Genomic DNA, 19574 nt, shown 5'->3' with positions numbered 1-19574 from the left:
ATTTATTCAATTACACGTCAGGCCCTTTTCATGATCCACAACGATGTTCTACGTCGCCTTCGTTACGCTTTAGCTATAAACGACACCGCTGCTATAAGCATTTTTAAATTAGTGAATTACGACATGGAAATTGACTATTTACATGCTGTGATGAAACGAGAAGGTGAGGAAGGGTATCTTCCGTGTCGAGACAAAATTATCGCGCTATTCCTCGATGGCTTGATTATAAAAAATCGTGGGCGTCAAGAAGGGCAGGAGCCTCAAGAGTTAGGGCCGAAGGAACGTTTGAGCAATAACGAAGTGCTGCGCAAAATCCGCATTGCTATGAGCTATAAAGATGACGATATGATTGAGGTCTTAAAGCTGGCGGGGTTCAGAATAAGTAAGGGTGAATTGTCTGCATTTTTTAGAAAGCCAGATCACCGCAACTTCAAGCCTGCGGGCGATCAGGTTGTTCGCAACCTGCTTCAAGGTATGGTGAAAAAATATCGACCAGAGTCTACGCGTCAAACCACACAAAAAGGTCCGAAAAACACCTCAAACCCTGTGAGTGCTCAATCAGTTAAATCTGATAAGAGCCCAAGCAATTATAAAGCATTCAATGCAAACGATACGCGCAAACGTACTAATTCCAAAGTTGCGCCAATGAAAGACGAAAACTCAAACTCAGTTTGGGGAAAGCTACCGAAAAAGCAGTAGTGGTAGTAAACGCAGCAGCGGTTAAGTGCGTAGTAAAGTAGACAGAATGCTATTGTTGTAAAGCAATCATCCACCAATTTCAGCGTTAGCTAAACGGCAATGCCAATGGCGCTGCCCTAACAACTTTTTACGCTGCAATAAAGCAACGACGATAAGGACGATTAATATGAGCCGACATTTCGAGCAAGCCGAAGGGTTATGTGAAGAGAAAGATGCTGCCACACAAGGCTTTGTGTTTAACCAAACCATGTTGAGGATTGCTGACCCCAAGCGCTCGCTAGACTTTTACACGCGAGTGATGGGAATGACGCTAATAAAGCGCCTGGATTTTGAAGAGATGAAGTTTAGCCTTTATTTTTTGGCCGCAGGCGATGATTTCTCTGATATCTCAGACGATGCCGATGAGCGCACGCAACAAACCTTCGGTCGCCCGGCTATGCTAGAGCTCACTCATAATTGGGGCGATACGCCCGAAACCGTTAGCTACCATGACGGCAATTCAGAGCCAAAAGGTTTTGGGCACATTGGCTTTCATGTACCTGATGCTGAAGCGGCCTGCGCGCGATTTTCATCGCTCGGTGTGCCTTTTCAGAAAGGACTTAATGATGGCTCTATGAAAGGCATCGCGTTTATTAAAGACCCTGACGGTTACTGGATTGAAATCTTTAATGCCTCAAACGTTTCCGCCACTTGCGCGCCGCACTTGAAGAAGTAGCGAAGTTATTCTCTGCCGACTTTTCTTGCTGTTTGCTTCGGTTAAGGTGGCAGATTGCTCTAAAAACGCAAAGTTAATGAAAAACGGGTAGCCTAACTAAATTGGCTACCCGTTTTTTATACTGGTTTATACCCGTAAGCACCTGCCGCTCCATAGCATGTCATAAATGAGTGCTGTCGCGAAATGCGTCGCTTAAACAACAGGTTAAGCACATTCAAATAACCTGCTTTATTATTAATTAACAGTGGGTGAGGTCAAACCATCAATTCGCCTCTAAGGTTAACTCCACGCCACTAAACTCTTTACGTAAGTCGTGCTGAGTATTAAGTAAGAATAGCCGGTTGGCTTCAATCTCGGCTGTGTTAGCCAAATAATTTTTTACCGCCTTACTTCTCGCATCAGCTAGCACATTCAATTCACTTTCTGGAATATCAATGTTGTTACGTAGTTTGTTGTATCGGGCAATGCTTAATGCTCGCTGTACTTCTGTTTCATTTATAACGTTTTTGTTGCCATTACTATTTAACTGGCTCTGCTCTTTGGCAAGGTTAGGGTACAGCTTCGCCACCATATCTGTGCGTTCTTGAGTAAGGTCAGGCGTAAATACTTCTACATAGTAACTTAAAAGCGAATTGGCCAACGGGCCTTCTAACGGGATGCTGCTACCGGTTATAGAGGTAGCTGATGAACTATCATTGCCGTCGGCACCTGCATTTAAGCCTTTTGTTTGGCTATTCTCGACAGTATTGGTGGTGACAGAAGTATTATCCGCATCGGCTTGCCCGCTTCTTGTTAAAAGCGTGTGGTTCAACTGACGTTGTGCCAGCGCACTTGCGTCACTTATCGCGTTTACAGTGCCTTCTATGTTGACTCTTAGCCCCGGTCGTTTTTTAAGGGCTTTAGCCAGCGTATCTAATTTTTCACGAGCGTCGGCGTTTAGCGTTTGTTCACCAAATGCAAATTCAACGTTGTCGAGTTCATCGTCACTGCCAACCAGGTTGGCGAGTAATGAAAACGGTGCGGTAACAGCTTTTGTGATGATGTTGCCAATAGCATTAAGGATAATGGAGCCAAAGCTAAAATCCGGATTGTCTATATCGCCAGACACATCTAAGCCTAAGTCGATAACGCCATTGCTATCTTCTAACAGCGCAATTGCAAGCCCAAGCGGTAAACTTAACGCCTGATCTGAGTTTGACTTCTTGCCCAGTGTTAATTGGTCGATAACGACGTGGTTTTTACCTTCCAGTGCTTTTCCATTAAGTTTGTATTGCACATCTAAAGACAGCAGACCTTTGTCAATGTAATAGCCCATGTAAGTGCCAGAGTAGGGGTTGACCGAGGTAAGTTCAGCGCCTTGGACTGAGAAATTTAAATTGAGGTCTACATCACTTTTGAGCGGGTGGATAGTGCCTGCAAGTTTTACCGGGGCGTAGTTGTCTATCTTTCCTGTGATATCCACATTGGCTGGTTGAGTAGAGCTTGAATCTATACCCAGCACCTTTCCATTTAAGCTTTCTATGGTAGATGCAAACTTAGGCGTTAATGAGTGGTCAGCGAAATAAGCTTTTCCGTTTTCGATGGATATGGCGTTAACTTTAATAGCCAATGCGTCGGCTTCTGACGATTCATTTTCAGTGTTTGTAGGCGACACTTTGTTGGCGTTGCTCGTGGTTTTAGTGACCTTAGCACCTTCATCACTAGAAGGTTTATCTACGCTGCCATCTTCGTTTGAAGCGACAACAAGTTTACCTACATTAGTTTGTTTGGATTCGTCGATAATTAGTCTTGCAAACGGTGCTTGAAGGCGAATGTTATCTACGCTTAACTGGTTTGAAACCTGGTCAAATTCTATATCGTCTACATTTAACGACTGCCACTGTAAAAGTGGCGTTTTAGCGTTATCAAGTACACTTAAGTTTGTAATACTCGTACTGGCCTTAGCATTGAGAGCAGCAGAATCTTTCTCGTTAATTTCTGCGTTAAACTCGGCATCAAGGTTAAATAGCCCTTCTTCGAGGGTTACATTTGCATATGGTGAAATGTACTGCTGGAACTGATTTAACAACAGCTGCTCAACTGTCGCCTTTCCTCTAATTGCTTGATCCGCAATATTCACGCTACCGCTGCTGAAAAGTGTACCTTTGGGCGTAGTGGTAAACGCTTGTGTATCAGCACCAACATGTAGGCTTGTACTGTAGGTAATCGGTTTAGAAAAGTCGCTGGTGACTGCTCCAGTTTTAATATTGACGCTACTGATTCGATAATAGGTGCCGCCACTTACGCTGCGCTCTACCATATCAATGGTGCCGTTGTTAAATACGAACTGCTGAAGCTCAACATACCATGACGTATCTTGGCTTTGCTTTTGTAAGTTGTCAGCTGAAGCTAGAGTGCCTTTAGAGCTTTCTGAGCCTGTTTCACTCTGAGCTTCTTGTGATGTGCCTTCATTAACCTGAGATTCGCTATTGCCTGCCTGTGCTTCGCCTTCGCTTAAATTCGATTCTCCATTATTTAAATCAGCTTCGCCTTTATTTAAATCAGCTTCGCCTTTATTTAAATCAGCTTCGCCTTGAGCCTCACGCTGCGCGTTAGGACTTTCATTAGGCGTTTCGCCAGAGGAGGTTTTAGCAGTGGCTGTCGCCATTTCTTTAGGCGTAAACAAGCGCTGTAAGTCGAGACCCGCCTCGTCAAGCAAGCCCAATACCCGCACGTCATCGAATACAACCTCAGAAATACTCACTCGCTGATCTAAGGCATGCACGTTTATGTCGTGAACGCTAAAGGCGGGCACCGCAAGTATTTTCTGTGAACCTCTCCCCCCGTCTGCCTCACTTAAGGCTGAGCCAGCGTTAAAGGTAAGGTTGTTAATAGCAAATTCGCCGCGTTCTAGAATAAACTGAAACGCTTTGTCTTGCTCAAACACTTCGGCGTGCAGGCTTAAGCTAGCGGTACCGTTTACTAAATTTGCTTCTATTAGGTCTTTTGAAAGTGACCATAGCGGTGTAAGTGCCACGTCGTTTATAGCAACGTCGGTGGTGATTTTTAACGGAGATAACTGGAACTCGCCATTAACGGCTATTTTGCCTTTCTCGGCGGTGAGTAAATTAAACTGATACTGATTAAATGCCAGTTCACCTTTCGGTTGGTCGGTTGTTTGATCTGTTTTGGCGTTTTTATCAGATGTCGCAACCTTATCTGACTCTTCGCCAGCACTTCCACTGATTAGCGCGTGGGTATCTAAATCTTGCAAAGCCACGTCTAATTCTGGGTAATCCAGTAGGGTTTCAGTGACCTTGTCTTCAATAACCACATGCCCTTCGCGAAGTACAAAATCGCCCAGGGTAATTCTGGGAATTTGCCCTTCTTTAGAGCTTTCAGACGCTGACGGTTCTTTCGCGCTGCGCTCTTCTATGTGACTAAGAATGTCAGAAAAATTGAACCGTTGAACGTTATTATCAGTGCTTAAGCGCGCGAGAGAAATATAAGGGGCGTCTACGGTTAATGATTCAATGGCCGGCGTGAAAGAGAAGAGTGATTGCCAGAATCCAAAGTCAAGCGAAAGGTCCCCAACACTGAAAAAGTGTTCACCGTTATTTGAAAAATTAGGGGCAGAGTAAATAACAAAATGGCTTATATCTATCTTCAGCAAAAATGGGTTTATCGTAATCTCTTCAACAGTCGCATTTCTGCCAATATTTTCCTTTACTAGGTTGGGTAATTTTGCCTTTAACACCGCAGGTGTGACTATACCGATAAGAAGAGCGTAGGTTAGATAGGCAAGAACAAGATAGGTAGATACCCGAAACCATTTGGGCATTGCTGAAAAACGAGACATTGCATTTTGCATAGGCGAATAGGCTGCGTTAGTGAGTATGAAAAAGAGAAGCAGGCGTTGCTATTTCACTAAGTTGGGAACCCCTGCAAAAAATAAAGGCGCACTAATTTTGGCTATCGATTAATAGCCAGTACACCTTAAATAGGTTACAGAGCCGTTAGCAAATTATCTAGGCCAGATTTAAACAACGCCTGCGTTTCTTCATCGGCATTTACATTTAAATATGAGCTAATTTGAGTGACAAAGCTAGCAATCATATCGGTTGAAAGACCTAAGGCTTCAAACTGTTGCTTTAAATCATTTACTGATTTTAGCGTAGAACTATATTCCGACGCTTTGTTAAGTAAACCCGACAATGACGAGCTAGAGCTTGCAGCTGAGTTACTGCTTAGAGAAGGCACGTTTTCAAGCAGGCTTTCAATACCTGGGATGCTATTTTCCAACTGCGCGTAGTCTGCACCTGAGAGGTTGCCTTGAACGTAATTCATTATAGACGCTATACCGCCTTGTGACTGTGTATCTGATACGTTAAGGTTTCCAGCCACTGAATTTACTAAGCTACCTAAATCGATACTAGAAGCGGCGCTGGTTGCTATGTCAGTTAGGCTGCTAGTGGTAACAGTAGATTCCGCTTTCTTAGTTCCTAAAAGGCCTTTTAGCTGATCGATATTCGCATTGGCGTTTGCGGTAAAAAAAGAAAGAGCAAGCACAGCGGGTGCTAGAGCAAAACGATTCATAATAGATTTCCTTTTTGTACACCGAGGGAAAGATCCATGAGGTGTAAAGCGTTAGAAAATAATCGTAGCGAATTCGCGTTCGATTATCTAAACCTTCCATAAATTAGAAGTTTTTAGGTGTGTGATTACTCACATTTTAACCTAGTAAAGCTGCAATTTCCGTAGAGAAAATGTAAAGACACTTTGAACAATTGCAGGGGTACAGGGTATTGAGGCGCTAGTGTGAAGCAGGCAAGAATTAAGTCAATTAGACAAAACACTAAAAGGAGCACCGCGCTCCTTTTAGTATTCTGATAAATTTTTTGCTTACTTTTCCTGTTTAGGTGGGATTATTATGCGTTCTACCTCTGTGGATGCGTTTTTCTCAACACTTGCGGTATCAAGGGCAGCGCCAAGTTGGTAGTCTAATTGTACAAGAAGACCAGTTTGTCTCATTCCTTTGCCACCTTGAATACGAGGTTTGTATTCCCATTGCTTTAGGGCAACTATGGCACTTTTATCAAACACGCCAGCAGGTACTGATTTTACTACTTTTACATTATCTGTAGTGCCCGTTTCAGTAATATCAAAAGAGAGCACAACAAAGCCTTCTACATTTTCTTTTGCTGCCTTTTCGGGGTAGGTAGGTGGAACGCGTTTAACAGGTGACGCCTGGTTAATCTTGGCTTCAGATTTTGTCTCTGCTACAGGAGCATTGGCTAAAGCCGTGTTTATTGTAAGCATGGCGGCAATTGAAAGTACGCCTGCAGCCAGTACTTTATTGCTACGCACAGGTTGTTTAATAGCATTTAAACGTTTGATCATAGTACTTTTTTCTCCAAAGGTTGGGTAAAGCCCTCTTGTACGGTGCAGGGCGTTTGAACAATGCTCGGCACACTGCACGAGTGCTTTTGCATAAGTTAGTTTTTCGGTGTCTGTCTTGTCTTTCAATACAGCGTGATCACAAGCCAGTTCTTGATTGATTCTGAAAGATTTAAGGGCGAGCCAAACAAGCGGGTTAAACCAAAATACAATGGCGATAATTAGCGCTAGTGAGTTCCACAGATGGTCATAGTGTCTGCGGTGGACGTTTTCATGTTCCAACACCAAAGCTTGTTGCTGTTTAGAGAAAGCACTTTTGAACGAGAAAGGGATAAGTATTTTGGGTGAGATAAAGCCAAACAGCATGGGTGTGGAAGCTTTGTCAGAATAATAGGCGTTGGTATGCAAGGCACGACGTTTTCCTATCGAAGCCCATATTGAAAGGTGGTGCGCCAAGACATAGGCTGTGACTATGCTTACGCCTACCGCCCAAATGGCAAACCAGGTTTCAAATTCAACGGTGTTCAGTGTGGGGTTTACGCCAACCACGTAACGAGCAAAGCTATTCGATGGAATGCTAACCAACGACATTGGAATGTTATTGACTATCAGGCAGCCTGGTATCAACGCCCATAGCTTATAGGTCAGCGAAGCCCCAATTTTATTAGTGAAAAAGTGCTCGCACACCATGAGTAAAATAAGCGATAGCGACAAAATACCTTGCTGAGCAACAATCCAATCAATCATTGTTTTCTTCCCATTCCTTGATAAGGGCTTTTAGCTCGTTCACATCTTGTTTAGACAGCGAATTTTGATTCGCAAAACCGGCAACCATAGGAGCAATCTTGCCCTTAAATAGTCGACTAACAAAACTCGTGGTTTCTTTCTTTGTATAATCTTCACGAGCAATTAGCGGATAGTAAAGGTACTGGCGCTGTTGCTTTTCAAACCCTAACACTTCTTTTTTTACCAATCGGCCTAGCAGGGTTTTAACGGTTTTCTCGTGCCAATCTTTTTTATTATTAAGTCGTGCAATAACCTCATTCGATGTGGCGGGGTGGTCGTCCCAAAGCACATCCAGCACTTCAAATTCAGCGTTTGAAATTTCAGGTTTGTCTGACATTTTATTCATAACTGCGACGTCTTTTCTTTTGATTACATTTGTAGTCCATAGCTTTAGATTACACTTGTAATTTTAAAGTGCAAGAATTTTTTTGCATATTTTTTAAACGGGGGAGGGGGCGAAGTAATAGGCTTGTCTCTGGCTTCCTAACCAGAGCACCCGTCAAAGCGGATTAATACAAAACAGTAAAATTGAGTTCGTTGGCTTCTAAGAATTCGCCGAGTATTCGTGACTGCTGGTTCCCTCGAGGCACCATTACATAGCAAGGTGGCTTTGGTGTTACCTCTTGTAGGTCGTACCATAAGGTATCTAGCACATCATCGCCGTGCTTCAGGAATGTTTCTCCCCACGAGGTGGTGTACAGAATGGATACGTCTTCCACGGTAGCTTTTTGACGAAGGGTGGGGAAGTTCACAATGGCAAAGCACGCCGTTACGCGTTCAGGTGCCAGCAAGTCGTTACGGGATAACGAAGATACTTTTACCGGCGGGAAGTATTTGCACAAATGCTTAAGCAAGTCGTTTAAGTCTAGTTCGCTTACTTCGCCATAGTTGTAATCGAGATAAACTTTACTGTTGGTATCTATAATCTTACTCGACACAAGCCACACCATTAGTGCTATTGCGGTGGAGGCTTGAGTAATCTTTTGCGATTCATCCATAATGCCAGATTTACTGAGTAAATCTCCTGCATAAGCCGACCACACCTCATCACCATTTTTAAGCTGGCGCATGGCAATGGTGATTTTTTCGCAGTAAAGGCTCTCGTCAAAGGCGCGTCGCAAAAACTCGATTTTGTCCGCTTTTTTCGCGTAGTACGTGCTTAAGCGCCGACCTAGAACTGTCATATCTTTTTGGTCCATCACCTGTTGATGATGACTGATCTCTTTAGAAATACGGCGATAGCACTTTAATAGAAAACGGTGAATTCGACGACTAAGCTGCACTCGTTCATTAAAGGTCCAATCTTGCTGGTTATCTAAATGAACAATGAGTTTACGGCTCCATCCCCACTGTTTAGCATACGACGCCATAATTTTGCGCTTAAAATTCGCTTGTTCACCCTCTACAAGCGGTTGGCTCAATGCGCTGCCGCATTTTAAGTATAAGCATTGTTGTAATACGGCAATGTCTTCGGCCTGGCCATGCTTTTTGTAATGAGCGATGAGTTCATCGAACATTAGGGCATAGGGATCGATATCTGCAACGTGTCCCGGCGCCTCGGCACCGCGATGCACATGTTTTTTCAATAGGTTACACAGTGGTTGACCGTGAGAAATATTGGCAAGGTAAACTTCAAGCTTTGCCATTTTTAACACTGACTTGAACGGAGAGTCCATGGCCTTGCCCAGCTGCCAAATAGCGGCACCAAAGAGCTCACTTGCATCTAGTCGTTCCAAGTGGCCTAAGTCCATGAACCAGTCCACATCAGGTGAACCGCCTTTTTCTAAACTATTGTAAATCGCTCTATATTGCTTTTCAGTCGTCTTTTCTGGAGTTAACCACCAAAATGGTGCTTTGCCTGCTACCACAATATTGGTGTTGTAAAACTCGGCTTTTAAAAACATCGCTTGCGCAGAGCCTGCGCTTTCGCCCTCGGCCACGCCAAAGTCATTTTGCCTTACTTTGTCTATTTCAGATAAAAAGAAATGAACTTCAATGCCAAAGGTTTCGTCAGCCCACTTTTCAATAGCAGTAAGCTTTTGTTGAAGTAACGCAAGTGCCGCCTGCGAAAAGCGATTACCATCGATACATACCCAAAAATCAAAGTCTGAGTCGTCAGTCTGCGCTATTGTGCCTACGCTGCCCATTAAAACAAGCGCATCGACAGCGCGCTGCCTAGGCCAAATCTGCTTAATATCTGCAAATAAGTGACTTTGTGCTGGAAAACAGCGCTTAAGCGCAAGTTCTACATCTGGGCGAAACGAGTAATTGTTGATACCAAACGGTACAGTTTCATCTGAAGTAGGCGGAGTTACATATCCTGGAAGGGCTTCGTGATTAACGTGCACAAGAAAAGGAAGCACATGGAATAAAGGTCTGTGCTTTTCAGGCATAAGCGTAAGCGCACGCTCAATACGTGCTTTGTTGTATCTTAATACGCGCAATAACCTAATGGTAAGGTTTTGCTGAACGGAAAGCGGCTGTTGCGCTGCCATTATGTTAATCTGCACTTCATCATGCAGCCAAGCATAGCGTTATTTTGAGCCGACTTCCTCTAATTTCGCACAGAAAAAGTGATTCTTAATTCGCTGAATTCTTTGCGTGTCTGCACTAATTTGAGAGAAAGCGAAAGATTTACGCTTTTTTAAATTCCGTTAATGCTTTTACTGCTTCTCGAAAGCTTCTATCAAAGCCGCAGTTTGCCCATCTGAAGTAAAGCCGAAACCGTTTTGATTGAATGCCAGCACATTATCAGATGTCACCGACAAACGTGCCTCTTTTAAAAAAGACTGAATAGCAGCGTCGTCAGTGCCTTCTTCTTTAAGCGTTGACGCAAACGATGTTGCATCTCCCCATTCTTTAAACTGAGATAGGCGCGAGGTTTGTTGAATAAGCGAAGTAAGGTTACTGTCTTTCTCTAAATATTGTTGAAGACGCAAAGTCGTTTTATCGAGCTCCTTGTTGCCATCACTGTTACCAATCTGCAGTTTGCCGTCGCTAATCGTTAGCGGCGTATCATCTGAAATACCAAGTTTTGCCGCTAAATCGCTTAACGCTGTGGCAAGCTTTTGCCTATTAAAGTCAAGGTAGTTAGCGATTGTACTGTTATTAAGTGCGGCTTCTCCGCTTTCAATCTTTTGCAGGTAAACGTCGACCTGGTTACCTTTAAGTTCGCTATCGAATGTTGTGAATGCATCGCCTAGGGCGTTAGCCTGCTTTGATTTTTCTACAACATCTTGAAGCGCACTTTTAGCATTTGCAGTGTCACCTAAATAGTTAAATAGAGAAGATGAAGAAGATAAATGACGGTAAGTAGTATCCATTTCGAACTCTGCGTGGCTCACTTCGTGTTTTATGTAATCAAAAGTGAGGGTTAACCTTCCCATCATTACGCAATTTCAGCGCCAAGTTCTTCGTTAAGGGGATGATGCTCGAAAATATGGGGCTTTCTTCAGCCCCAAAAGATCGTACTTTTCCTAGCGGGTAGTAGGTGTGGATTATCGGTTAGCGGGATATTGTTCCAGTAGCTTAACGACAAGCTCATCAAGCTTATTTTGAATACTGATGCTATCTTTTGATTCCAGCTCTACCGCTCCCGATGCACTGTATATAAACTTACCATCTTTCACCATATCAATTTGAAGCCCTTGTTGCAGGGTGGTTTGTTCGCCCACAGGAATGCTAAAAATACTGCCTAATGATATGCCGCCTGAGCGCCCGTAGCTTCCTGTACCTAAGCCTAAATTCAGTGTGGTGCCGTCATCTTTTGCCGTGGTCGATGGCAAGTACCCCACTGAAATATCGGCATCTTCTTGTGACGTAGGGGTAAGACCTTTCTCAATTAACCGTTGGGTGATGGCCGAGGATAGGTGGTTGGCTAGTGTTTCGTTAATTGGGTTTAACGGTGACTGAATATAAAAGGTTTTAATATTGGCGAAGTTTTGCGTTTCATCCATATTCACCTGTGGCTTACTACTACTGCATGCGGCAACAGCAAACACGCATGCCATCAAAAGTATTACTGTTTTTAAATATTTCGCCATTTGCTGGAAGCCCTGGTCACGTTTTCTCATAGTGCTGCTATGCATATTTCACTCACTGTAACTTTTCGTTAGTAAAAGAGACCTGTTGAGCATTGCCACCCGAATTTTGATTTAGGTAACAGCGTTTAGCTTGTAAAGCCGGTCGCTAATCTATTCATTCAACAGAAACCTTAATAACGTATCTCTTATACGAGCCTTGATAATATATCTCTTAAACGAGAAAGCACCGTGCTTTGGATCTCAGTAACGCGAATTGCAAAACAATTCGCGCTACTATACGAATAGTAAAACCTAAGATGCAGATAGCAATGTGAACGTTCATAACGTTTAAGGCTATTTAAAATAGCACTTTCAACACAGTAGAGTTTGAGGAGCGAGCAATGAACATATTAAAAGGAAAGTGGGGCGCGGCACTCGGTTTGTCGGCGACCCTTGCTGCGACGGGGCAAGCTTTCGCCAACTCAGAGTTTGAATACGGCCCCGTTTTCGATAAATTCGGTAAACATGCCTCGGTAGATGGCGTTAAATTTGCCGAAAATCAAACTTTTAAAGTGGCATTCGATGTTGCCAAAGCAGCTGAGCCGGGAAAGGTTAATCGTAGCATTGAATCACTTGCGCGTTTTATTAACATGCACGTAGCTAACGGTGTGAAAAAAGAAAACCTATCGTTAGCGCTGGTGGTCCACGGTTCTGCCACGGAAGAAATGCTAAAGACAGAGCACTTCAAACAGCGTAAAGGCCAACCTAACGGCAATGAATTGCTGATTAGGGCATTAATTAAACAAGGTGTTGAAGTGATTGTTTGCGGACAGTCTGCCGCTGCCCATGGCGTCGAGAAAAACGCATTAATTGACGGAGTGAAAGTGGATTTATCAGCCATGACGGCCCATGCGCGCTTGGCGCAAAAAGGGTATTCAGTGAATCCTTTTTAAGTTGTTTAATACGTTCGAACAACGTGTTTGTAGAGAAACAATGGTTTTATGCATCGATGTATGGCGGTAGTCTGCTTAAAACCTTGAATTTAACGGGGGAATACAGGGGCAAGGCTACCGCATTAGATGAAGCCCACCAAACGCACAGAGCCTTCCCCCGATATTGACTAGCTAGACAACACCGTCCCAAGCGCAATAATTTTTTCAAACGGTGTGGTGTCGGGAAGTGTACCTAACGCGAAGCCACTGGCGTTGCTCAGTCTTGACTCACAAAATGTGTGAGCAATGTCGGCAAGGGTGTCCCCATTGGCGAGTAACGTACATGCCTGAAGCGCGAGTGCCATTTGTTCTGTCAGGTAACGGCTGCGCGTTTCCATATTCTGGGTATTTGATAACTCGTCGAGTAGCTTACTAAGGTAAAGGTCGTAATGCTTGTTTTTACCCGTTTGCGTTTTGAGTTCATTAAACAAGGCTTCTTTGACATTTGGTTCTTTGGCAAGTGCCCGTAATACATCTAGGCATTGCACGTTGCCACTTCCTTCCCAAATCGAGTTTAACGGCGCTTGACGGTAGTAACGTGGCATGGGGTTTTCTTCAACGTAACCAATTCCGCCTAAACACTCTTGAGCCTCATTCACAAACATAGGTGTGCGTTTACAAATCCAGTACTTTCCAATTGCCGTGGCAAGTCTTGCTAATGCAGCTTCATGGTTGTTACGCGACGCGCTATCAACCGCCTTGGCAACGCGCATAGTAAGTGCGGTGGCGGCCGCGCATTCAACGGTAAGGTCTGCCAACACATTTTGCATTAAGGGCTGTTTGACTAAGGTTTTACCGAACGCATCGCGATGACTTACGTGATGTAATGCGTGTACCAACGCCTGGCGCATAAGTGCTGACGAGCCGATCATACAGTCTAAACGGGTTAACGACACCATATCGATGATCACCGGTACACCACGGCCTTCTTCGCCAACTAAGTATGCCTTAGCTTCTTGAAATTCCACTTCAGACGAGGCGTTACTCCAGTCACCTAACTTGTCTTTTAAGCGTTGAATTCGCACGTTATTGAGTTCGCCATTTTCCAATATCCTTGGCAGTAAAAAGCAACTTAGACCGCCTTCTGCTTGTGCAAGAATTAGATGAGCGTCGCACATAGGTGCAGAGAAAAAGAACTTGTGTCCTACAATAGTGTAACTGCCATCATCCTGCTTCAAAGCGGTAGTAGTATTGCGTCTCACATCTGAACCACCTTGTTTTTCAGTCATACCCATACCTATGGTGAGACCGTGCTTCTGACTTGGTGGCAGGGAACGTGGGTCGTAAACACCATTAATCGTTTTATCTAAGTAGTAAGGCGGCAGTTGCTTTCCGTATCGCATGGCCGGGATCGCAGCATGGGTCATTGTCAGTGGGCACGATGTGCCAGACTCAGCTTGATAATGCATGTACATCAGCGCCGCGCGAATAGTGTGTGCACCCTCCTGACTTTCGTGCTTCCACGAGTAATTGTGTATGTGATGTTGCATCGCGCTTTCCATAAGCGCGTGATAGCTGGGGTGAAACTCTACGTTGTCTGTGCGGCGGCCATAGCGGTCAAACGTCTGGAGCACAGGTTTGTTTTTATTCGCCAGTTCCCCGTGAGCCATAAGCGCATCGCCGGCAAGTGCCCCGTAAGTGTTTAACAAATGCTCGTCATGCTGGTGGGGCTCAGGTAAGTGTTGGTCTACCAATCCGCGCAGTAGCGCATCATCGCGCCACAAATTATAGGGGGCAGGAATGGAAGGCTGGTTTTCTACAACGTGCGTTACAAAGCGGTTTGATAAAGTCATGGCGATTCCATTTAATGTGCACACAGAGCGTATCTTTATATTAGAGCACTACATTAAAACATTACATTTATGGTTGTAAATTAATAAATTATGTAATGTTTGTGCCGAAGACGCGTTTGTATAATGATGGATAAACGCGTATTTGGCGTTATATCAAGCAAATACCTAGGCCTGGTTGAGATAAAGAAGTAAGTGAAATTTGCAACAAATTAAAGAAAAGAAGCCCGTAGCACGAAAGTTACTGCTTAAATTGTTGGGCTCTAGAGACAATATTCAAATGAATGCCAGCGCAGCTGTGCGTGTGGGAGCGTTGTTCGATATTTCTGAAAACAACATTCGCGTTACGCTGACGCGTTTGCAGGCCGCACAGCTGATTACCCTTGTTGAACGTGGATACTATAAGCTAGGTGATAAGGGCATTCGCTTTGCTAGAGAAATACACCAGTGGCGGGACGATGAGACTAACCTTGTCCCTTGGAACCAAGATTGGGTGGTCGCCCTAACCAATGCGCTCCCCAAGAGTGATAAAAAACAGCAAAGAACGAATGAGCGTGCACTTAAGTTGTTAGGCATGACCAAGCTCGCGACTGACGTATTTGTAAGGCCGAACAACCTTTTGGGCGGAGCGAGTGCGGTGAGAGAAAAGCTTCACACCCTTGGTCTATCGAGCAAAGTGTTAGTGTTTAGCGCCAATAATTTTGACAGCAAGATGCAAACTAAGGCAATGGGCTTGTGGTGCCATTTAAACCTAGAGGCGCTATATCAAGAAGGTTGCAATGAAATAGAGGAATCTATTGCTCGTTTGTCGACCTTACCTCTTGAAGAAGCCACGAAAGAGTCTTATGTGATAGGAGACAGGGCATTGTATCACTTGGTGTTTGACCCTTTATTGCCATCTCCCCTTGTAAACGTAGCAATGCGTGAGCGCTATCGTAATCTAGTGAAAATGTACGATGACGTTGGTGCAGAAATATGGCATCGCTTTTTGAGTCAACAGTAATCTTGGGTAAAGGTGAGCTGCCTTTGCAAGATATATTAAATATTGAGAGCGTCTAGGGAGTCCACATACAGCGTATACATCTGTTGTGTTAAGCAGCTAAAAGTAAGCGGCAAATGACCGTTTGGTCGTATAGAAATCTAAATTTAATTAGCTCAATTGGAAGTAGCCTATATGGAAGAGAGAATGACCGCATCAAGACCGTTGTTTAAGCATATTCGCAATCATACTGCGCTTTTTAATGAACTATCTCAGTATCGAAATACCGCAGTAAACAACTTGGGGTTTTCAGGTTACGAATTCCACAAAACCCCCAAATTTGTGACCGAAGACGGAAGTAGGCTTACCATTGAACCAGAGCGAAGCATTGTACTGCCTAACGTAAACGCTCTATCGGGATTGAAAAAAAAGCTTACTCACGCTATTCCCACGTTGCACATGGTCGAACATAGCGAAATAGGCTATCGCTATCCAACGGCAGCGCTGGCAGGTTTAGACGCACCATTTATTAAGCGTATGCGTTCTGAGTATTTTCATAAAGTGGATGAAGACAGAAGTATTTGTCGCCCGGTTAACTTGTCCTACGGCATCAAAAGTCGCGGGAAAGCCGATAATCGACAAGAGTATGAAGTATGGATGCCAGACGAAGCGCCTGATCAAAACCCGCTGCCGCTGCTTATCAACATGTATGGTGAGGACTTGCCAGATGATGTAAGGCACTTTGTCGAACAACCCTCACGCGTTCACGGTTGGATGGGGGTTAAGCGAGCAGCATTTGAGGCGCTTTACACGAACAAGCAGCATTGTGGTGACTTGATAATTTGTGTGGCCATGAGTGTTGACGCGTACAACATAGGCGCTAAACCTGATTTGGCCTATTCCCCAGAAGCTGAAAGTTCTATTGCGGTAAGTAACGCTGAATTTGAGTGGGAAATAGAAGGATATTATGCGCCTCGTGGCTGGGCGTTTGATCATGATGAAGTGTGGGCAGCAATAAATCACACATTAGAAGCCGTTAACGAGCCACTCGATAATTTATATGGCAACGAAATCATCCCTATTGCCGAAAGCAAGACTGAGCGAATTTTGTCAACGTTGCAGTCACTTGGCGTAAGTCAGGAAGAAGTAGATGAACTCGACCTACAGCCATGGGAATTTATGCTTACCGAAAGTGAACATAGAGTAAAGGCACACGACCCGAGTCGATCGGTCAATTTGCTGGGTAGACTGAACCGACTCTTTTACCAGCCAGAACAGCAATTACCTTCGCTTAATTGGATGCACGATCTCATATTATGACCTGTCGCAGCTAATTCTTTTGCTATTAATTAAAAACAAGGCGCGCTGAGTGCAATTTCATGCGCGTTTTTTTGTGCGTCCCACCTAGCCACTCTGTAACGAAAAAGACTTATATGTAAAATTTTATATAAATTTTGTTTGTTTTTGTAAATAACTTTCATTTTTGGCGTGATCTGTCTGTTTAAATTACTATTTCTGTAATTAAATTACGAAAAATGCTTTATTTTTTGAAAGTATTGTTCATAATGTACACATCGCTTAGGTGATATCTAATTTAGTTACAAAATAGGAATTCAAAAATGAAACTGTCTACTTTCGCTATTGCTCTAACATTATCTGTTGCTGCAACTCAATCTTTTGCAAAAGATGTAGTACTTAAGCCTCTTAATGACAACATTGAAACACAAGCGTGTTTAACTGCAGCTAAAGAAGGTTTTGGTCCTGCTTTACGTCTTATTCGCGCAAATGGCTTTAATGCTGAAGAATTCAGTGCATCTGTACGTTGTAACGGTGAGTCACTTCGCACTTTTGCTTACATGTACAAAAACAACAAGGCGACTGAAAACGCAAAAACTGTGGCACTTGTTGCTAAGAACCAAGACGTAGCTTCACAGGCATGTTTAGAAGCGCTTTCTGTAGGTAAAGAAGCTGCGCTAGCGAAATTTGGTTTGGAAGGCGAAAACATTATCTGTAACCACAAAACAATGTCTGACTTTGTGCGTGAGTACAGCGCTGAAAACGTAGTTGTTCGCACTGCTGCTGAATAAGACCTCGTTTTAGGATAGCAACCTACTGCTAATATTTTGTACAGTTTCATGGCCTTTCGCTTGAAAGGGCGAAAGGCCTGACACTTTACGCTTCACTTGTTTTACAATTAGGTTAGTCTTTTCATATTGGCTAGCATTCTAGCTACACAGTCAATTTGTACGTTTACAAACTTATCTCAAATTAGACATGACACTCTTCTTATTGTCATTGATTTTCATCAGAATAAATTAAATGAAACTCAGTCTGTCTGCCGTCTAAATACGTCACTGACTCACCGTCAAAAAACGCATCTTCTTCCAGCATAATTCTTATTTCTTTGTTCCATTCTTCTATAAAGCTTGCCGCATTGAGTTCTATGGAATAGGCCGTGTTTGCAAACATTGGGTAGTCACCTTGAATTGGTACACCTTCTTGTGCGTCCCACATTCCTATCGTCGGGCCTGCGGCATGCCCGTGAAAACCAAGTGGGTGAGTATAAATAGCGGGCGTTAGTCTGTTCTCGATTGCTTGCTTTCGAGTTTTACCCAAAATGGCGTTGCCTGTTCTTCCCACTTTAAAATTACTAGTAAGAATATCTTGCAGTTGGTTACCAGCTTTAAGCGCGTTTTTAAGTGAGGCAGGGGCGTCGCGTTCCCCCGATTTTAGCACGTAAGCATGCTGCTGCTGATCGGTGTTAAGCCTAAGGTAAGTAATACCAAAATCAACGTGAATTAAATCACCCGGACGAATGATGTTTTCGCCAGGGCGCTTGCTAAATGCTGTTATCTGATCAAAAGCTGCAGCGTCTTTGCGCTGAATTGAAACAGTAGGATGAAACCAATTGGTAAGTCCTAACGCGCGAGTTTGATCGCGCAGCCACCATACTACATCGTCAGTGGTGGTCACGTTAGGCGTGATGACTTCGTTTGAAAAAGCAGTTGCTATTAGTGAGTGGCCAATTTTAGTAAGTATTGGGTAATATTGCATTTCCAGGTCACTGCGCGTTTCTAACCAACCGATTGCTAGCCTTTCGCCGCTCACAACACGACGCTTAAATTTTTCCGAAAGCACGGTCATAAACTTTTCATGTTCGGTTGCGGTCATGCCGTCAGCTAGCGCAAATGCATCAGAGGTATTAATAGCAATTTTTGATGGATTACGGGTCTCAATAATGCGTTTTAATGCTTCCCATTGGTCGGGCTGGGCTTCTTTATCCCATGCTTTCTTAAATAACGAGCCCACCGCATATCGCGCTACGGCGAGTCTTTCTAAAGGCTCACCTTTACCGGGGTTGTAAATAACTAGCATGGTATGTCTTCGTGCAGATATCCAAGTAGAAGGCAACATGGTTTTTAGTACGGGGTCTTCATTGTACTCACGTGACATAAGCACCCACATGTCGATGCCTTCCCGCTCCATTATTTGTGGCAATACGGTTTCAAAGCGTTCAACGGTGATCTTATCAATAAGTTCACTGCGTTGTTTCATACTGAGTATGTCGTTAGCCCATGCGTGTACTGATAGGGTTAACATCACAAAACTTAGTGTTACTGCGAGTGCCTTTCTCATTCTTGCTTCCTGTCTTGTATTGATGCAATTGCCCGTGTTCTTGTAATAAAGAACAAACTTTGACTTACAGCTAACACGGGCCGATAGCATTCAATCTAGCATCATTTTCATCTACTCAGCTAGGCTGAAATTCACGCGTAGCTCACCACTTCTATTTCAATATTCTGCTGAGCCATGAAATAAAAGCGTCTGCCTGGCTCGTAATCGCCATGACTGAAAGTATTGAAATTTAGCGCCAGCACCCGCTGCTCTGTTTCGTCTAAATTTGGCACAACAATACCGATGTGGTTGATATTGGCCAGGGTTCTATAATCGCTTTCGATTTCATTGATGGTTTTAGGTCTGTAAAGGGCTAGGTAGTCGTTGTCGTTCCCCACATGCACGGTGTAGCCGTCGTTTTTTGCGCCGCCGCTCCATCTTACTTTCCATCCAAATAGTGTGCAAAGTAAGTTGGCTAGTTCGTCTGGGTTTTCAACGGTGATATTTGTGTGCTCTAAGTACGCAGTAGTCATGTGTTTTTCCTTGTGTAGATAATCAACGAAAAACAGCTTAATATCTAAAGCTAACTTTAGATCAAGC

Annotated in this window: 16 protein-coding genes; 6 read left to right on the top strand and 10 right to left on the bottom strand. The window is 43.8% G+C overall.

The features are described 5' to 3' along the window. Positions 1–30: 30 nt before the first annotated feature. Entirely contained in the window at positions 31–699 is a 669-nt protein-coding gene (locus BGK61_RS04960; protein WP_014999163.1) for a YehS family protein, read from the top strand. 166 nt (positions 700–865) lie between these two features. Beyond that, entirely contained in the window at positions 866–1414 is a 549-nt protein-coding gene (gene gloA / locus BGK61_RS04955) for a lactoylglutathione lyase (protein ID WP_014999162.1), read from the top strand. Positions 1415–1676: 262 nt separating this feature from the next. Here the strand turns inward: gloA and BGK61_RS04950 are convergent, their stop codons facing one another. The 7 genes from BGK61_RS04950 to BGK61_RS04920 all read right to left on the bottom strand — a co-directional run bounded on the left by BGK61_RS04950 (position 1677) and on the right by BGK61_RS04920 (position 11649). After that, a complete protein-coding gene (locus BGK61_RS04950; protein ID WP_076012529.1) occupies positions 1677–5264 on the bottom strand; it encodes a DUF748 domain-containing protein in 3588 nt (1195 codons plus the stop codon). Positions 5265–5398: 134 nt separating this feature from the next. Then, complete coding sequence (locus tag BGK61_RS04945) at positions 5399–5989, bottom strand: DUF2780 domain-containing protein (protein WP_076012528.1); 591 nt, start codon at positions 5987–5989, stop codon at positions 5399–5401. Between the two features lie 306 nt (positions 5990–6295). Beyond that, a complete protein-coding gene (locus tag BGK61_RS04940) occupies positions 6296–7537 on the bottom strand; it encodes a M56 family metallopeptidase (RefSeq protein ID WP_076012527.1) in 1242 nt (413 codons plus the stop codon). Next, the gene (locus BGK61_RS04935) at positions 7530–7922 is read right to left on the bottom strand and encodes a BlaI/MecI/CopY family transcriptional regulator (RefSeq protein ID WP_014999158.1); all 393 of its coding nucleotides are present in this window, start codon (positions 7920–7922) and stop codon (positions 7530–7532) included. Before BGK61_RS04935 ends, BGK61_RS04940 begins: the two co-directional genes overlap by 8 nt. Before the next feature lie 163 nt (positions 7923–8085). Continuing rightward, positions 8086–10071, bottom strand: a complete 1986-nt coding sequence (locus BGK61_RS04930; RefSeq protein WP_076012526.1) for a class I adenylate cyclase — start codon at positions 10069–10071, stop codon at positions 8086–8088. A 168-nt stretch (positions 10072–10239) separates the two neighbouring features. After that, positions 10240–10965 (bottom strand): hypothetical protein, encoded by a 726-nt coding sequence (locus BGK61_RS04925; RefSeq protein WP_234349526.1) that lies wholly within the window; start codon positions 10963–10965, stop codon positions 10240–10242. A gap of 108 nt (positions 10966–11073) precedes the next feature. Next, positions 11074–11649, bottom strand: coding sequence for a DUF4136 domain-containing protein (locus BGK61_RS04920; protein WP_076012525.1), 576 nt, complete (start codon positions 11647–11649; stop codon positions 11074–11076). Between the two features lie 350 nt (positions 11650–11999). Between BGK61_RS04920 and BGK61_RS04915 the strand changes: the two genes are divergently transcribed. Continuing rightward, the gene (locus BGK61_RS04915; protein ID WP_014999154.1) at positions 12000–12551 is read left to right on the top strand and encodes a DsrE family protein; all 552 of its coding nucleotides are present in this window, start codon (positions 12000–12002) and stop codon (positions 12549–12551) included. A gap of 167 nt (positions 12552–12718) precedes the next feature. On the opposite strand, the gene BGK61_RS04910 is transcribed toward BGK61_RS04915, so the two are convergent. Beyond that, complete coding sequence (locus BGK61_RS04910) at positions 12719–14383, bottom strand: acyl-CoA dehydrogenase family protein (protein ID WP_076026018.1); 1665 nt, start codon at positions 14381–14383, stop codon at positions 12719–12721. A gap of 199 nt (positions 14384–14582) precedes the next feature. Between BGK61_RS04910 and BGK61_RS04905 the strand changes: the two genes are divergently transcribed. The 3 genes from BGK61_RS04905 to BGK61_RS04895 all read left to right on the top strand — a co-directional run bounded on the left by BGK61_RS04905 (position 14583) and on the right by BGK61_RS04895 (position 17446). Beyond that, the gene (locus tag BGK61_RS04905) at positions 14583–15383 is read left to right on the top strand and encodes a PaaX family transcriptional regulator (RefSeq protein WP_076010988.1); all 801 of its coding nucleotides are present in this window, start codon (positions 14583–14585) and stop codon (positions 15381–15383) included. Positions 15384–15566: 183 nt separating this feature from the next. Then, a complete protein-coding gene (locus BGK61_RS04900) occupies positions 15567–16679 on the top strand; it encodes a hypothetical protein (RefSeq protein WP_014999151.1) in 1113 nt (370 codons plus the stop codon). A 299-nt stretch (positions 16680–16978) separates the two neighbouring features. Further along, a complete protein-coding gene (locus BGK61_RS04895; protein ID WP_014999150.1) occupies positions 16979–17446 on the top strand; it encodes a hypothetical protein in 468 nt (155 codons plus the stop codon). A 205-nt stretch (positions 17447–17651) separates the two neighbouring features. Here BGK61_RS04895 and BGK61_RS04890 read toward each other — a convergent pair whose 3' ends face one another. Both BGK61_RS04890 and BGK61_RS04885 read right to left on the bottom strand, forming a co-directional pair. After that, complete coding sequence (locus tag BGK61_RS04890) at positions 17652–18995, bottom strand: M24 family metallopeptidase (protein WP_076010987.1); 1344 nt, start codon at positions 18993–18995, stop codon at positions 17652–17654. A 131-nt stretch (positions 18996–19126) separates the two neighbouring features. Beyond that, entirely contained in the window at positions 19127–19507 is a 381-nt protein-coding gene (locus BGK61_RS04885; protein WP_014999148.1) for a VOC family protein, read from the bottom strand. Positions 19508–19574: the final 67 nt, after the last annotated feature.

It is taken from the genome of Alteromonas abrolhosensis (assembly GCF_001953635.1).
GTDB lineage: Bacteria > Pseudomonadota > Gammaproteobacteria > Enterobacterales > Alteromonadaceae > Alteromonas > Alteromonas abrolhosensis.
The sequence above is the reverse complement of the archived record's forward strand: the minus strand, read 5'-3'. Positions and strand labels throughout refer to the sequence as shown.

What these genes read in the sequence shown, in the direction of transcription:
- BGK61_RS04960 (WP_014999163.1), top strand. Translation starts at nt 31, where the DNA reads ATGATCCACAACGATGTTCTACGTCGCCTTCGTTACGCTTTAGCTATA.
- gloA (WP_014999162.1), top strand. Translation starts at nt 866, where the DNA reads ATGAGCCGACATTTCGAGCAAGCCGAAGGGTTATGTGAAGAGAAAGAT.
- BGK61_RS04950 (WP_076012529.1), bottom strand. Translation starts at nt 5,264, where the DNA reads ATGCAAAATGCAATGTCTCGTTTTTCAGCAATGCCCAAATGGTTTCGG.
- BGK61_RS04945 (WP_076012528.1), bottom strand. Translation starts at nt 5,989, where the DNA reads ATGAATCGTTTTGCTCTAGCACCCGCTGTGCTTGCTCTTTCTTTTTTT.
- BGK61_RS04940 (WP_076012527.1), bottom strand. Translation starts at nt 7,537, where the DNA reads ATGATTGATTGGATTGTTGCTCAGCAAGGTATTTTGTCGCTATCGCTT.
- BGK61_RS04935 (WP_014999158.1), bottom strand. Translation starts at nt 7,922, where the DNA reads ATGAATAAAATGTCAGACAAACCTGAAATTTCAAACGCTGAATTTGAA.
- BGK61_RS04930 (WP_076012526.1), bottom strand. Translation starts at nt 10,071, where the DNA reads ATGGCAGCGCAACAGCCGCTTTCCGTTCAGCAAAACCTTACCATTAGG.
- BGK61_RS04925 (WP_234349526.1), bottom strand. Translation starts at nt 10,965, where the DNA reads ATGATGGGAAGGTTAACCCTCACTTTTGATTACATAAAACACGAAGTG.
- BGK61_RS04920 (WP_076012525.1), bottom strand. Translation starts at nt 11,649, where the DNA reads ATGAGAAAACGTGACCAGGGCTTCCAGCAAATGGCGAAATATTTAAAA.
- BGK61_RS04915 (WP_014999154.1), top strand. Translation starts at nt 12,000, where the DNA reads ATGAACATATTAAAAGGAAAGTGGGGCGCGGCACTCGGTTTGTCGGCG.
- BGK61_RS04910 (WP_076026018.1), bottom strand. Translation starts at nt 14,383, where the DNA reads ATGACTTTATCAAACCGCTTTGTAACGCACGTTGTAGAAAACCAGCCT.
- BGK61_RS04900 (WP_014999151.1), top strand. Translation starts at nt 15,567, where the DNA reads ATGACCGCATCAAGACCGTTGTTTAAGCATATTCGCAATCATACTGCG.
- BGK61_RS04895 (WP_014999150.1), top strand. Translation starts at nt 16,979, where the DNA reads ATGAAACTGTCTACTTTCGCTATTGCTCTAACATTATCTGTTGCTGCA.
- BGK61_RS04890 (WP_076010987.1), bottom strand. Translation starts at nt 18,995, where the DNA reads ATGAGAAAGGCACTCGCAGTAACACTAAGTTTTGTGATGTTAACCCTA.
- BGK61_RS04885 (WP_014999148.1), bottom strand. Translation starts at nt 19,507, where the DNA reads ATGACTACTGCGTACTTAGAGCACACAAATATCACCGTTGAAAACCCA.